We start from the raw sequence: 13,825 nt of genomic DNA on the forward strand, positions 1-13,825 counted from the left end.
AGAAACCGACTCACAATGAATTTAATGTTCTTAACTTTTGGAGATAATCTGAAAAATCATGCGCAAGCTTGCTTTTCTATTTTATCTTTCCTTTCCCAAGATGATGGAAATATCAACAATATTTACATCTTTACGGATAGACCTGATTTTTATAACTTTTTCGGGGATAAAGTAAAATGTATCAATATTACCAAAGATATCTTAACAGAATGGGAAGGAAAATATCAATTTTTCTGGAGAGTAAAGATAAAAGCAGTACAACATTTGATCGAATTAAATCCGAATGATCATATTTTGTATTTAGACTCTGATACTTTTCAATATAAATCCATTTCAAATCTTAAAGAAATTTTAGATAACAATAATGGAATTATGCATAAAAAAGAAGGAGCACTTTCTGATTTAACTACAAAAACAGAAAAGTTGATGCTAAAGCAGATGAATAATAAAACATTTGCTGGAATTACAATTAATGGAAAAAGCGAAATGTGGAATGCAGGAACAATCGGTGTTCCAAAAGGAAAGAATAAAGAAATCATTGAAAAAGCATTGAATCTTTGTGATGAAATGTGTGCAGCTGATGTAACTAGAAGATTGATTGAACAATTTTCTTTTTCTGTTGCAACAAAGGAAATTTGTGGTTTGACTTCTGCGGAAAATGAAATCGGACATTATTGGGGAAATAAACCAGAATGGAATGAAATGATTAGTGGATTTTTCACAAACGTAGTTTTAAGTAATCTTTCTTTTGAAGAAACTTTAACTCGTTTTAGAGAAATTCAGTTAACAGAAATTCCAATTATTAAACAACGAAAAAATACTCAAATAAGGCTAGAAAAATTACTTTCGAAAATCTTCAAATACAGAAATTTTGAAAAAATTGAAGCTTAATCGCTTCAATTATTAAAAAGATATTTTACACATGAAAATTGGCTTTGACGCAAAACGCATTTTTCACAATGCAACAGGATTAGGAAATTATAGTAGAGATGCAATTCGAATACTGAGCGATTTCTATCCAGATAATCAATACGTTCTTTACAATCCTAAAGAAGGAAAAGTAAATCGTTTTAAACAAAATCATAAAAACACAGAAGTTAAATTTCCTGATTCTACTCTTTGGAAAAAATTCTCTTCTATCTGGCGTCAAGGTCCGATTGTAAAGCAACTTTTAAATGATAATATTGAGATTTTTCATGGTCTTTCAAATGAAATTCCAAAAGGATTGGAAAATACTTCCATTAAATCTGTTGTAACAATTCATGATTTAATTTTCATTCGATATCCACATTTATATAAATATTTTGATCGAAAAATTCATTATAAAAAATTTAAATATGCTGCTGAAAACGCAGATATTGTCATTGCGATAAGCGAACAAACGAAACAAGATATTATCACTTATTTCAAGATTCCTGAAGAAAAAATTGAAATTGTTTATCAAGGTTGTAGTAATGTTTTTAAAGAAGATTTTTCTAAAAATGAAAAAGATGAAATTCGTAAAAAATACCATCTTCCAGAACAATTTATACTTTCTGTTGGAACTATTGAAGAACGAAAAAATTTACTTACAGTTGCAAAGGCTTTAAAAGGAACAAATATTCCTTTGGTTGTTGTTGGAAAACAAACCTCTTATTACGATAAAGTTGTTTCTTTTATTCAAGAAAATCAAATGCAAAATCAAGTTATTTTCTTAAAAGATTTGACTTTAAAAACGATAGCAGGTTTGTATCAAATGGCTACAATTTTTGTGTATCCTAGTATTTTTGAAGGATTTGGAATTCCTGTTATTGAAGCACTTTATAGCAAAACTCCAGTAATAACAAGTAATGTAAGTTGTCTTCCTGAAGCTGCTGGTCCTCATTCTATTTTAATTGATCCAACAAGTGAAATTCAGATGAAAGAAGCAATTTTAAGTTTATGGAATGATGAAGATAAAAGAAAAGAAATCGTAGAAAAAAGTCATGTTTTTGTACAAAAATTCAACGACGAAGAAGTAGCGAAAAATTTGTTTAATGTATATCAAAAATTAAAATAAAAAAATGAAAACAATCTGTTTTTTTAATTCGACAAAAGCTTGGGGAGGTGGTGAAAAATGGCATTTTGATATTGCATTAGAATTACATAAAAATAATTTTCCTGTTCTTGTTGTTGTAAGAAATCAAAGTGCTTTACATCAACGATTACAAAAAACTTCTGTTCCTGTAGAAACGATCAAAGTAGAGAATTTAAGTTATTTAAATCCTTTAAAAGTTTCAAATGCAGCAAAACTTTTTGAAAAGCATGAATTATCTGCAATTATTATGAATTCTTCGGAAGACATGAAATTTGCTGGATTAGCTGCAAAAAAAGCAGGAATTAAACATATAATTTATAGAAGAGGAAGTGCAATTCCAATTAAAAATACTTTTATCAATCGTTATTTTTTTGGAAATGTGTTGACTTCTATTTTAGCAAATTCACATGCTACAAAGAAAACAATTGTTCAAAATAATGCGCATATGTTTCCTCTGGAGAAAATTACTGTAATTCCGAATGGAATTGAAACGAAAACTTTCTTAGAAACTCCTTTCAAACCCATTTATTCAAAAACAGATTCTGATGAATTTGTCATAGGAAATTTAGGTCGATTGGTTTATCAAAAAAATCAATCTTTTTTAATTGATGTTGCAAAAGAATTAAAAAACCGCCAATTTAATTTTAAATTGGTTATTGGAGGAAGTGGAAAACTTTTAAAAGAACTTCAAGAAAAAACACAAAAATTAGATGTTGCTGATAAAGTAGTTTTTGCTGGTTTTATTAAAAATCCAAAAGACCTTTTCAGTTCAATTGACGTATTTATGCTTTCTTCTTTTTGGGAAGGATTTGGTTATGTAATTGCGGAATCTATGCTTTGTGAAAAACCTGTAGTTGCTTTTGATGTAAGTAGTAATCCTGAATTGGTAAAAGATTCTATAAATGGATATTTAACAAAAGAAAATGATGTAAATGCTGTTTGTGATAAAATTATTTCTTTAAAAGAAAATCCAAAAACATATGAAGATTTCAGCAAAAATGGAAAACAAATGATTGTTGAAGAGTTTGATATTCGAATTACTGTAAATCGTGTAAAAGATTATTTAGTTTCACTTATAAACGAAAAATAATGTCTCATAAATTATCCGTTCTTATTATTACTAAAAATGAAGAAGAACATATGAAACCTTTACTTTCATCTCTTAATTTCGCAGATGAAATTGTAGTTTTAGATTCATATAGTACAGATAAAACTACAGAAATTGCTGAAGAAATGGGAGCTAAAGTTTTGTTTCGAAAATTTGATTATCATGCTGCACAAAAAAATTGGGGATTAGAACAATTAGAAAATGATTGGGTTTTAATTGTCGATGCAGATGAAAGAATACCAGAAAATTTAAAGTCAGAAATTAAATCTATTTTAAATCAAAATGAAATAAATGAAAAAGCATTTTGGATTAAAAGAATTAATTATTTAATGGATTGTAAAGTTCAATATTCTGGTTGGCAAAATGATAAAGTGATTCGTCTTTTTGATAGAAATTTCTGTAAATACAATGACAAATTAGTTCATGAAGAAATTGAAACAAGAGAAAACATTGGCGTTTTAAAACAAAAATTGGAACATTATACATATAAAGATTTTAAAACTTATTTCGATAAATTTCAAAAATATAGTACACAAAAAGCTCTGATTAAATTTAAAAAAGGAAAAAAAGCTGGATTATTTGAGCTTTTAATTAAACCTGGATTTAAGTTTTTCCAAAGATATATTTTAAAACTAGGAATTTTAGATGGAAAAATTGGTGTTGTTGTTTGTTCTATGGCTGCGTTTCATGATTTTTTAGTATACCTTAAAATGTGGCGAATGCAAAATGGTGAAAAGTTAGATTAACAAAAACGGATGAAAAAATGAAGCGAGAAATTCAGAATACAATAGAAGCATTAAAAAAAGAGGAAGTAATTCTTTATCCAACAGATACAATTTGGGGAATTGGTTGTGATGCTACTTGTGAAAAAGCTGTGCAACGTATCTATGAAATTAAAAATCGTGTGGCAACAAAAAGCATGATCATTTTGGTTTCTGATATAGAAATGTTACAAGATTATGTAGAAAAAGTACCTGAAAAAGCAATTGAAATCATCAAAAATCAAACAAGACCAACTACAATTATTTATGAAGGAGCAAAAAATTTAGCTAAAAATGTTATTTCATCTGATGGTACGATTGCAATCCGAGTTGTTGATAATGAATTTTGTAAGGAATTAATCAAAAATTATAAAAAACCAATTGTTTCTACCTCAGCAAACCTAAGTGGAGAGCCTTCTCCAAGTTCTTTTAAAGAAATTTCCAAACCAATTTTGGATAACGTTGACTATATAGTAAATTTGCAGCGAGAAAAAATTTCCTCTATTGCTTCAAGAATCATTATGATTAGTGGAGAGGAAATTAAGGTAATTCGTGAATAACACTAGATGGAAGAAAGAAAAAATTATAAAGAAGCTTTAAAAGCTCCTATTTTTGAATATATTACGCAAGCTGCGGAAGAATTAAATCTTAACACGTATGTAATAGGAGGATTTGTTCGTGATTTTATTTTAAAAAGAGGAAATGCTAAAGATATTGATGTTGTAGCTGTCGGAAGCGGAATTGATTTAGCGAAGAAAGTAGCTTCTTTACTACCAAATAAACCAAAAGTTCAAGTTTTTAAAACTTATGGAACTGCAATGTTGCGTTTTCAGGAAGTGGAAATTGAATTTGTTGGTGCAAGAAAAGAATCTTATACAGAAGATAGTAGAAATCCAAAAGTAGAATCTGGAAGTTTGGAAGATGATCAAAACAGAAGAGATTTTACAATTAATGCTTTAGCTTTAAGTTTAAATAAAAATAATTTTGGAGATTTATTAGATCCATTTGATGGAATTAAAGATTTAGAATCAAAAATTATTCGCACACCTTTAGATCCAGATATTACATATTCGGATGATCCTTTACGTATGATGCGTGCAATTCGTTTTGCCACACAATTAGGATTTACAATTGAACAAAATTCTTTAGATGCGATTACAAAAAATGCAGAAAGAATTGATATTATTACAAAAGAAAGAATTATTGTTGAAATCAATAAAATAATGCTTTCTCCTGTTCCTTCTCTTGGTTTTAAACTTTTGTATAAAACTTTACTTTTACAAAGAATTATGCCTGAACTTACTGCGCTTCATGGTGTAGAAGATGTAGAAGGTCAAAAACATAAAGATAATTTTTATCACACTTTAGAAGTTGTTGATAATATTTCTGAAAACACAGAAGATTTATGGCTTCGTTGGGCTGCTTTACTTCATGATATTGGGAAAGCTCCTACGAAAAAATTCAGCAAAAAAGTTGGATGGACTTTTCATGGACATGAATTTGTTGGTTCAAAAATGGTTTACAAATTATTTAAAAGATTACGTATGCCATTAAATCATAAAATGAAATTAGTTCAAAAATTGGTTTTATTAAGTTCAAGACCAATTGTTTTAGCACAAGAAGTAACTGATTCTGCAGTTCGTAGATTAGTTTTTGATGCTGGAGAAGATATTGATAGTTTAATGCTTTTATGTGAAGCGGATATCACAACTAAAAATCCAAAAAAATTCAAGAAATATCATAATAATTTCAAGATTGTTCGTGAGAAAATTAAAGAAGTAGAAGAAAGAGATCGAATTCGAAACTTTCAACCTCCTATTTCTGGTGAATTAATTATGGAAACTTTTGACTTAAAACCATGTAGAGAAATTGGTTTGATAAAAGATAGAATTAAAGAAGCAATTCTAGAAGGAGAAATTCCTAATGAATATGAAAAAGCATATCATTTTATGCTAGAACTTGGGAAAGAATATAATTTAGAATTAAAGAAATAAAACAAAAAATCCAGAATTTAAATTCTGGATTTTTCGTTTACATATATGTTGTAAAATATTTTTTATTCTTGGATTCTCTGATATACTGTATAAATTTCTAAATTTTGAGTAGATTCCACTCCATTTTCATTTATAGTAGTATCTTCAATTGTTTTAACTTTAAAAGTTGTTTCAGTTAATTCTAAAATCGTTACTGTTCCTGCACCTTCTGACTGTGATTCTCCATTTGTCAATGAAGTCATTCCTTCCATAGATAATATATTATCTTCTAATAACTCCCAATTTCCAGAAGCTTCAAAAGAAGCAGAAGAATTCTGAATAAATGGTGTACCTCCACTTAAAGAAGTCGACAATTGGATTAAAACTGTACCAGAACTTTCGTAATTATTAGGGTTTTCTGTCATTGTTAAAGTTACATCTGTTTCCACTGTTTCTCCTACATATGAAAAATTCTGTGTAATTCCAGCAACTGTAGAAGTCCCTGTACCAGTATAATCAATGGAAACTAATTCCCAATTTCCAACTAATAATGATGTATCTACTTCAGAAGTTTCACTTCCATCATTATTATTTTGATTATTGTTATCATCATTTTGATTTTGTTGGTTATTAGATATGTTAACTCCATCATCATCTGTATTAGTACATGACACAAAACCTACAATTAAAATAATTGCGAAAAGTAAATTAATTTTTTTCATCTCTATTTTTTTTATTTGCTGCAATTATACAAAAATTTATTAAAAAAGTCCAATAACCTAAAAGATTATTGGACTTCTCGTTTTAAAGATATGTCAATGTTTATGCGTTTTTCTCTTTATTTTCAGTAAAAGTTAATTCCACTGGACTTTTCACTTTTTCATCCAAAACTGCAATATCAATAACTTCTTTCATTTCTTTCACATAATGGAAAGTTAAACCTTTTAAATATTCTTTTTTAATCTCTTGAATATCTTTTTTATTTGCTTCAGAAAGAATTATTTCTTTAATATTTGCTCTTTTCGCTGCAAGAATCTTTTCTTTAATTCCTCCAACAGGAAGTACTTTTCCTCTTAAAGTAATTTCCCCAGTCATTGCAATATGCGCTTTCACTTTTTTCTGCGTAAATACAGAAACAAGAGAAGTCAACATTGTAATTCCTGCACTTGGTCCATCTTTTGGAGTTGCACCTTCAGGAACGTGAATATGAACTTTATAATTATCAAAAACTTTATAGTCAATTCCGAAATCTGCTGCATTTGCTTTGATATATTCCATCGCAATTGTTGCAGATTCTTTCATTACTTTTCCTAAATTCCCTGTAATAGTAAGTGCTCCTTTTCCTTTAGAAAGAATCGATTCGATAAATAAAATATCTCCTCCAACACTTGTCCAAGCTAAACCTGTAACAACTCCAGCAACATCATTATTCTCATATTTATCTCTATCTAAATGAGAAACTCCAAGAACATCAGAAATATCTTGGTTTGTTACTTTAATATTATATTCATCTTCCATTGCAATAGATTTCGCAGCATGACGAACCATTTTTGCAATTTGTTTTTCTAAAGTACGAACTCCAGATTCTCTTGTATACCCAGAAACTATTTTCTCTAATTGTGGTTTTCCAATTTTTAATTGATCTTGGTTTAAACCATGTTCTTTTAATTGTTTTGGTAATAAATGTTTCTTTGCAATTTCTACTTTTTCTTCTACAGTATAACCTGTAACATTAATGATTTCCATTCTGTCACGAAGTGGTGCAGGAATTGCTCCTAAATTATTTGCAGTAGCAATGAAAAGAACTTTCGATAAATCATAACCTACTTCTAAGAAATTATCATAGAAGGTTGTGTTTTGTTCAGGATCTAAAACTTCTAACATCGCAGAAGAAGGATCCCCTTGATTTGCTGAAGCCAATTTATCAATCTCATCTAAAACGAAAACTGGATTAGACGTTCCACTTTTTTTGATACCTTGAATAATTCTTCCAGGCATTGCACCAATATAAGTTTTTCTATGTCCACGAATTTCTGCTTCATCACGTAAACCACCTAAAGACATACGAACATATTTTCTTCCTACTGCTTCTGCAATAGATTTTCCAAGAGATGTTTTTCCAACTCCAGGAGGTCCATATAAACAAATAATTGGCGACTTCATATCACCTTTTAATTTTAAAACGGCTAAATACTCAATAATTCTTTCTTTAACTTTATCTAAACCAAAATGATCTCTATCTAAAATCTTTTGCGCTTTCTTTAAATCAAATTTATCTTGTGAATATTCTCCCCAAGGTAATTCTAACATTAAATCTAAATAATTTCTTTGTACAGAATATTCTGCCATTTGAGGATTCATTCTTTGAAGTCTTCCAATTTCTTTTTCAAAAACTTTTTTCACTTCATCAGACCATTTTTTCTTTTTGGCCTTCTCTTTCATTTCATCTAATTCTTCCTCAAAAGAAACTCCACCTAATTCTTCTTGAATCGTTTTTAATTGTTGGTGAAGATAATATTCTCTTTGTTGCTGATCCATATCCGTACGAGTTTTCGATTGGATATCATTACGCAACTCTAAACGTTGCAACTCTAAGTCCATTTTACTTAAAGTTTGTAACGCTCTATCTTTTAAATCATCAATTTTTAATAAATTCTGTTTTTCTTCCACACTTAAATTCATGTTAGAAGAAACAAAATTGATTAAGAATGAATTACTTTCAATATTTTTAATTGCAAAACTAGCTTCTGAAGGTAAATTCGGATTTTCACGAATAATTTTTAAAGCTAAATCTCGAATAGACTCTATAATTGCTTCAAATTCTCTATCCCCAATTTCTGGACGATTTTCAGGAACAGGAACCGTTGTAGCTTTCATAAAAGGTTCTTCTTGAATCACTTCTTTTACTTCAAACCTTTTCTTTCCTTGAATTATTACAGTTGTATTTCCATCAGGCATTTTTAACACTCTTAAAATACGTGCTACAGTTCCTACTCTATGGATATCATCAACTGAAGGATTTTCTACATTTTCATTTTTTTGAGCTACTACTCCTATTACTTTATTTCCTTTATTTGCTTCTTTAATTAAAGCAATAGATTTATCTCTTCCTGCTGTAATAGGAATTACAACACCAGGAAAAAGAACCGTATTTCGAAGTGGTAAAATTGGAAGAACATCTGGCAATTCCTCATTATTGATTCTCTCTTCATCTTCAGGAGTCATCAATGGGATTAATTCAGCATCTTCATCAAATATATTTTCTAGTGACAATTTGTCAAATCTTATAAATTTCGAATCACTCATAGTGTATTTTTAGTCATTTTGTCATGTAAATATTTTGTATTGATAAAATCGCAATTGAATTTAACCTTAAAAGCATTGATTTTTAAATATTTACACAAATTCCATTTGAATTTCTATACAATTATTTCAATTGTTATGCCAAATGATTTTTAGGTATTTAGACGTAATTTTTATGTAAAGTTATCATTTTGATTCCAAATGCAAGATTGAATTTTATTTTTTTGGGAAAAACTTATCTTAAATAGACATTTATTATTAATGTTTCGTAAAATTCTTTAATTATCTGAAATAAAAATTAATGAAATCAAGTAACTTTTTAACGAATAAATATTTAAAAACCTACTTAACAATCATTTAGAACATTCCATAAATCAATTTCATTTTAAAAGGATATTGTATCTTTGCAAAATTATGGATACGAAGACAAAAGAGTTAATAGAAAAAGGTAGAATGCTACCAATGATGGAAGAATTTTATACCATTCAAGGAGAAGGTGGTTTTACAGGAACAGCTGCTTATTTCGTAAGAATTGGTGGATGTGATGTTGGTTGTCATTGGTGTGATGTGAAGGAAAGTTGGAATGCAGAACTTCATCCACCTACAGATGTAGATCAAATTATTGCAAATTGTGTAAAATATTCTGATACAGTTGTAATCACTGGAGGAGAACCTTTGATGTGGGATTTAACGTATCTTACTGAAAATTTACAAAAACAAAATATTCGTACGCACATTGAAACTTCTGGAGCCTATCCTCTTTCTGGTGTTTGGAATTGGATTTGTCTTTCTCCTAAAAAAACAAAATTGCCTCTTGATGAAGTTGCTTTAAAAGCAAATGAATTAAAAGTAATTATTTATAATAATAATGACTTTAAATTTGCAGAAGAACAAGCGAAAAGAGTTGGGAAAGATTGTAAACTTTATTTACAACCTGAATGGAGTAATCGAGAAAAAATGACACCTAAAATTATCGATTATGTAATGGAAAACCCTAAATGGAAAATATCTTTACAAACTCACAAATATTTAAACATTCCTTAACCTTTTTGCATTTTTTTTATATATTGCAGCATCATTAATACAAAATTTATAATTTACTCTTATGAAAAAAATATTACTATTATTTGTATTTGCATGCTTGTCAATTACACAAATAAATGCACAGAACTCAAAGTCATTTGAAGACGATATTAATACATTATTAAGCTTAAAAGGAGGAACTGATTTTTTCCAAAAAGGAATTAATTCTCTTCAAAAGGATATTAAAAATGATGCAAATTTTACAGCTGCAAAAGCTGAATTAAATGCATCAAAAACTCAAATCATGAGTTCTGCTGTTGAATATGTAAAAGCAACTTTTTCTCATTCTGATGTAAAAGCAATGATTTCAAATTTCAATTCTGGAAATAAATTAACTCAAAATTCTTTAGATTTTTCAAGAAGATGGAGAGCTTTAAGATCTAATTATGATAGAAAAGTAAAACAAGTTTATAAAACTTACGTACAATAAAAAAAGCATTTTTTTAATAATAAAATTAAAGAGGTTAAGTTGAAATTTTCAATTTAACCTTTTTTATTTTACATTTTTTAACTAACTTAAATAACAGATTTACAGTTAAATACAAATAAAAAATATTTTTTCAGTAAATTTTGTAAAGTTTTTAATGATACACGTCTACTTTAAAAATTTTAAGAAACAAATAATCATTTATACATTATGAACAAATATCTTTCACTTTTATTTAGAATTGTTGTCGCTGTTATTTTAGTGCAAACATTAAGATTCAAATTCACAGCACATCCGGATAGTGTATATATTTTTACAAAAGTAGGCATGGAACCATTCGGAAGAATTGGTGTTGGAGTTTCTGAATTAATTGCAGCTGTTTTAATTCTTATTCCTCAAACAATTTGGTTAGGTTCTCTTTTAACTGTTGGAATTATTGGTGGAGCAATTTTATTACACCTTACAGTTTTAGGAATCGAAATAAACGGAGATGGAGGAACTGTTTTTTATATGGCTCTTGTAACTTTCATTTTAAGTTTAATCTTATTATGGAGCGAAAGAAAAAAGATTCCAATCATTGGTAAAAAACTTTAACAAATCTATAAGAAAAAATTCATCTTTTATTACCCATATTTGACTGTTGTAAATTATTTATTAATTAATTAACAAATTTTTATTATTATGGGGAGACCAGCTACTAAACCAGGAAAATTAAGAGACGGATTTTACATTGAAGTAAGAAACAGAGGAGAGAAGACAGGAATTAAGCTGAGAAGAGAAACAAGAAAAGCAATGGATGCTGCTATTGAACAATACAGCAGAATTAAAGAAATTGTAATTCTTGGTGAATCTAAAAACGGAAAATGGGTTGATCAGAAGAATAGTAAAATTTATAGTATCTCCTAAATTTTCCAGTTATGACTCCAAAGAAACTTAGATATAATTCTATAACTTAAAGCGTCTAAAATTCAAAATGAACTTTAGACGCTTTCTTATTTATATTAATTAATCTTTTCTAAAAATTCATCTTCTGTTAAAATATCTACAGTTCCAAGTGCTTCCGCCTTTTTCAATTTTGATCCAGCCTTTTCTCCAACAACTAAGAAATTCAATTTAGAACTTACTCCACTTACTGTTTTTCCTCCAAATTTTTCTACCATATCTTTCGCTTCATCTCTTGTGAACTTGGTTAATTTTCCAGTAAATAAAAATGTTTTTCCTTCTAGTAAATCATTTTCAACAACATTTTGTGGTGCATCCATTTCTAATTGCACACCATCTTTTCGAAGTTTTTCAATAATTTCTAAATTTCTTTCTTCAGCAAAAAATGCTAAAACACTATCTGCAATCTTATCTCCAATTTCATCTACATTAATCAATTCATCTCTTGTTGCTTTTGCTAAATTATCTATTGATAAATAATGTCTTGCTAACTTTTTTGCAACAGTTTCTCCAACAAATCGAATTCCTAATCCAAATAAAACTTTTTCAAAAGAAACATTTTTTGAAGCTTCAATTCCTTTTACAATATTTTTTGCAGATTTTTCAGCCATTCTTTCTAAAGGCATGATTTGCTCTACTTTTAAATCATATAAATCTGCATACGTTTTTACCAAGCCTTCTTTTACAAAAAGTGAAACCGTTTCTCCTCCTATTCCATCAATATTTAAGGCTTTTCTTGAAATATAATGTTGAATTCTTCCAACAATCTGTGGAGGACATCCTAATTCATTCGGACAATAATGCTTTGCATCACCTTCTTTTCGAACTAACTCCGTTCCACATTCCGGACAATTTGTAATGTATTTTACAACTTCTGAATTCGGTTTTCTTTTCGAAATATCTACGCTAACAATCTTTGGAATAATTTCTCCTCCTTTTTCAACAAAAACAGTATCTTTTAAATGTAAATCTAATTTCTCTATCTGATCTGCATTATGTAAAGAAGCTCTTTTTACAGTAGTTCCTGCAAGTTGTACAGGCTTTAAATTCGCAACTGGCGTAATCGCTCCAGTTCTACCAACTTGATATGTAACTTCCTCTAAAATTGTACTTTCCTGTTCTGCCTTAAATTTATAAGCAATTGCCCAACGTGGAAATTTTGATGTAAAACCAAGATTTTTTTGCAATTCTAAACTATTTACTTTAATTACAACACCATCTGTTTCATAAGGTAAATCATGTCTTTTTGTATCCCATTTTTCTACAAAAGCCAAAACTTCTTTTACATTCTTACAAACTTCAATTGTTTCTGGAACTTTAAAACCAACTGCTTTAGCAGCTTCTAAAATCTCAAAATGTGTTTTATATTTTTCTTGTTCTGCAACAACTTGATATAAAAGACAATCTAAAGGTCGCTTTGCTGTTTCCGAACTATCTTGCAATTTTAAACTTCCACTTGCCGTATTTCTCGGATTTGCATATGGATCTTCACCTGCTTCCATTCGCTCTTTATTCATCTTCTCAAATCCATCAAATGGCAAAATAATTTCTCCACGAATATCAAAATTCTCTAAAAAATCTTCTCCATTTATCTTCAAAGGAATCGATTTAATTGTTTTTACATTCGTCGAAACATTATCTCCTTGAAAACCATCTCCTCTTGTTACAGCCGTCGAAAAATTTCCATTCTCAAAAGTTAAATTAATAGAAGCTCCATCATACTTCAATTCACACGTATATTCAATGTTTTCTGCACCTGTCAATTTATGCAAACGCTTCTCCCAATCCATTACATCTTCCTTCGAATATGAATTGTCCAAAGAATACATTCTTTCTTTATGTGTAACTGTTTCAAAATTTTTCGTGATTTGCCCACCAACTCTTTGGCTTGGCGAATTTGGATCAAAAAATTCTGGATGTTCCTCTTCTAATTTTTCAAGTTCTTTTAATTTAATATCAAACTCATAATCAGAGATTTCTGACGCATCCAAAACATAATATTTATAATTATGTTCATTTAATTCCTTACGTAATTTTTCTATTTTTTGTTGAATTTCTTTACTCATAATTTTTATCTGTGAAAGCATAAAAATAAGAAACTTCTTCGGATTGAAATCAAACATTTTCACTTAATTTGGGCACTTCATTCCTTTCTTTTTTTTTAGAAAAAAG

General features: G+C 28.7%; 13 protein-coding genes. 10 read left to right on the plus strand and 3 right to left on the minus strand.

Annotated features, from left to right (window positions below; translation table 11 throughout):
- The first annotated feature begins 15 nt into the window (after positions 1 to 15).
- From I1A51_RS04560 to I1A51_RS04585, 6 genes are read left to right on the plus strand one after another with little or no spacing between them, the layout of a single operon-like run.
- Positions 16 to 891 carry a hypothetical protein gene (locus I1A51_RS04560; protein ID WP_196891545.1) on the plus strand — a complete coding sequence of 292 codons (876 nt, stop codon included), beginning with the start codon at positions 16 to 18 and terminating at the stop codon, positions 889 to 891.
- A gap of 31 nt (positions 892 to 922) precedes the next feature.
- Positions 923 to 2,038, plus strand: a complete 1,116-nt coding sequence (locus tag I1A51_RS04565) for a glycosyltransferase family 4 protein (RefSeq protein WP_196891547.1) — start codon at positions 923 to 925, stop codon at positions 2,036 to 2,038.
- A gap of 4 nt (positions 2,039 to 2,042) precedes the next feature.
- Positions 2,043 to 3,146 (plus strand): glycosyltransferase, encoded by a 1,104-nt coding sequence (locus I1A51_RS04570; protein ID WP_196891548.1) that lies wholly within the window; start codon positions 2,043 to 2,045, stop codon positions 3,144 to 3,146.
- Positions 3,146 to 3,910: a glycosyltransferase family 2 protein gene (locus I1A51_RS04575; protein ID WP_196891550.1), complete on the plus strand. Its 765-nt coding sequence runs from the start codon at positions 3,146 to 3,148 to the stop codon at positions 3,908 to 3,910. Before I1A51_RS04570 ends, I1A51_RS04575 begins: the two co-directional genes overlap by 1 nt.
- A 17-nt stretch (positions 3,911 to 3,927) precedes the next feature.
- The gene (locus I1A51_RS04580) at positions 3,928 to 4,485 is read left to right on the plus strand and encodes an L-threonylcarbamoyladenylate synthase (protein WP_196891552.1); all 558 of its coding nucleotides are present in this window, start codon (positions 3,928 to 3,930) and stop codon (positions 4,483 to 4,485) included.
- A gap of 6 nt (positions 4,486 to 4,491) precedes the next feature.
- On the plus strand, positions 4,492 to 5,919 hold the full coding sequence (locus I1A51_RS04585) for a CCA tRNA nucleotidyltransferase (RefSeq protein ID WP_196891553.1): 1,428 nt from the start codon (positions 4,492 to 4,494) through the stop codon (positions 5,917 to 5,919).
- Between the two features lie 62 nt (positions 5,920 to 5,981).
- Here I1A51_RS04585 and I1A51_RS04590 read toward each other — a convergent pair whose 3' ends face one another.
- Positions 5,982 to 6,620, minus strand: coding sequence for a hypothetical protein (locus tag I1A51_RS04590; RefSeq protein WP_196891555.1), 639 nt, complete (start codon positions 6,618 to 6,620; stop codon positions 5,982 to 5,984).
- Positions 6,621 to 6,720: 100 nt separating this feature from the next.
- Positions 6,721 to 9,204, minus strand: coding sequence for an endopeptidase La (lon, locus tag I1A51_RS04595; RefSeq protein WP_196891557.1), 2,484 nt, complete (start codon positions 9,202 to 9,204; stop codon positions 6,721 to 6,723).
- 411 nt (positions 9,205 to 9,615) lie between these two features.
- Between lon and I1A51_RS04600 the strand changes: the two genes are divergently transcribed.
- The 4 genes from I1A51_RS04600 (at position 9,616) to I1A51_RS04615 (ending at position 11,617) form a co-directional block, all read left to right on the plus strand.
- Positions 9,616 to 10,245 carry a 7-carboxy-7-deazaguanine synthase QueE gene (locus I1A51_RS04600; RefSeq protein WP_196891559.1) on the plus strand — a complete coding sequence of 210 codons (630 nt, stop codon included), beginning with the start codon at positions 9,616 to 9,618 and terminating at the stop codon, positions 10,243 to 10,245.
- A 61-nt stretch (positions 10,246 to 10,306) separates the two neighbouring features.
- On the plus strand, positions 10,307 to 10,714 hold the full coding sequence (locus tag I1A51_RS04605) for a DUF2059 domain-containing protein (RefSeq protein ID WP_196891561.1): 408 nt from the start codon (positions 10,307 to 10,309) through the stop codon (positions 10,712 to 10,714).
- A gap of 207 nt (positions 10,715 to 10,921) precedes the next feature.
- Positions 10,922 to 11,305, plus strand: coding sequence for a DoxX family protein (locus I1A51_RS04610; RefSeq protein ID WP_196891563.1), 384 nt, complete (start codon positions 10,922 to 10,924; stop codon positions 11,303 to 11,305).
- Positions 11,306 to 11,392: 87 nt separating this feature from the next.
- Positions 11,393 to 11,617, plus strand: a complete 225-nt coding sequence (locus I1A51_RS04615; protein WP_196891564.1) for a hypothetical protein — start codon at positions 11,393 to 11,395, stop codon at positions 11,615 to 11,617.
- Positions 11,618 to 11,712: 95 nt separating this feature from the next.
- Here the strand turns inward: I1A51_RS04615 and ligA are convergent, their stop codons facing one another.
- Positions 11,713 to 13,719 (minus strand): NAD-dependent DNA ligase LigA, encoded by a 2,007-nt coding sequence (ligA, locus tag I1A51_RS04620; protein ID WP_196891566.1) that lies wholly within the window; start codon positions 13,717 to 13,719, stop codon positions 11,713 to 11,715.
- Positions 13,720 to 13,825: the final 106 nt, after the last annotated feature.

The organism is Aureivirga marina (assembly GCF_015767265.1).
GTDB classification, from domain to species: domain Bacteria; phylum Bacteroidota; class Bacteroidia; order Flavobacteriales; family Flavobacteriaceae; genus Aureivirga; species Aureivirga marina.

Coding starts and splice junctions, on each gene's coding strand:
- I1A51_RS04580 (WP_196891552.1), top strand. CDS start 3,928: ATGAAGCGAGAAATTCAGAATACAATAGAAGCATTAAAAAAAGAGGAA.
- I1A51_RS04560 (WP_196891545.1), top strand. CDS start 16: ATGAATTTAATGTTCTTAACTTTTGGAGATAATCTGAAAAATCATGCG.
- I1A51_RS04585 (WP_196891553.1), top strand. CDS start 4,492: ATGGAAGAAAGAAAAAATTATAAAGAAGCTTTAAAAGCTCCTATTTTT.
- I1A51_RS04600 (WP_196891559.1), top strand. CDS start 9,616: ATGGATACGAAGACAAAAGAGTTAATAGAAAAAGGTAGAATGCTACCA.
- I1A51_RS04590 (WP_196891555.1), bottom strand. CDS start 6,620: ATGAAAAAAATTAATTTACTTTTCGCAATTATTTTAATTGTAGGTTTT.
- I1A51_RS04575 (WP_196891550.1), top strand. CDS start 3,146: ATGTCTCATAAATTATCCGTTCTTATTATTACTAAAAATGAAGAAGAA.
- I1A51_RS04570 (WP_196891548.1), top strand. CDS start 2,043: ATGAAAACAATCTGTTTTTTTAATTCGACAAAAGCTTGGGGAGGTGGT.
- I1A51_RS04610 (WP_196891563.1), top strand. CDS start 10,922: ATGAACAAATATCTTTCACTTTTATTTAGAATTGTTGTCGCTGTTATT.
- I1A51_RS04565 (WP_196891547.1), top strand. CDS start 923: ATGAAAATTGGCTTTGACGCAAAACGCATTTTTCACAATGCAACAGGA.
- I1A51_RS04615 (WP_196891564.1), top strand. CDS start 11,393: ATGGGGAGACCAGCTACTAAACCAGGAAAATTAAGAGACGGATTTTAC.
- ligA (WP_196891566.1), bottom strand. CDS start 13,719: ATGAGTAAAGAAATTCAACAAAAAATAGAAAAATTACGTAAGGAATTA.
- lon (WP_196891557.1), bottom strand. CDS start 9,204: ATGAGTGATTCGAAATTTATAAGATTTGACAAATTGTCACTAGAAAAT.
- I1A51_RS04605 (WP_196891561.1), top strand. CDS start 10,307: ATGAAAAAAATATTACTATTATTTGTATTTGCATGCTTGTCAATTACA.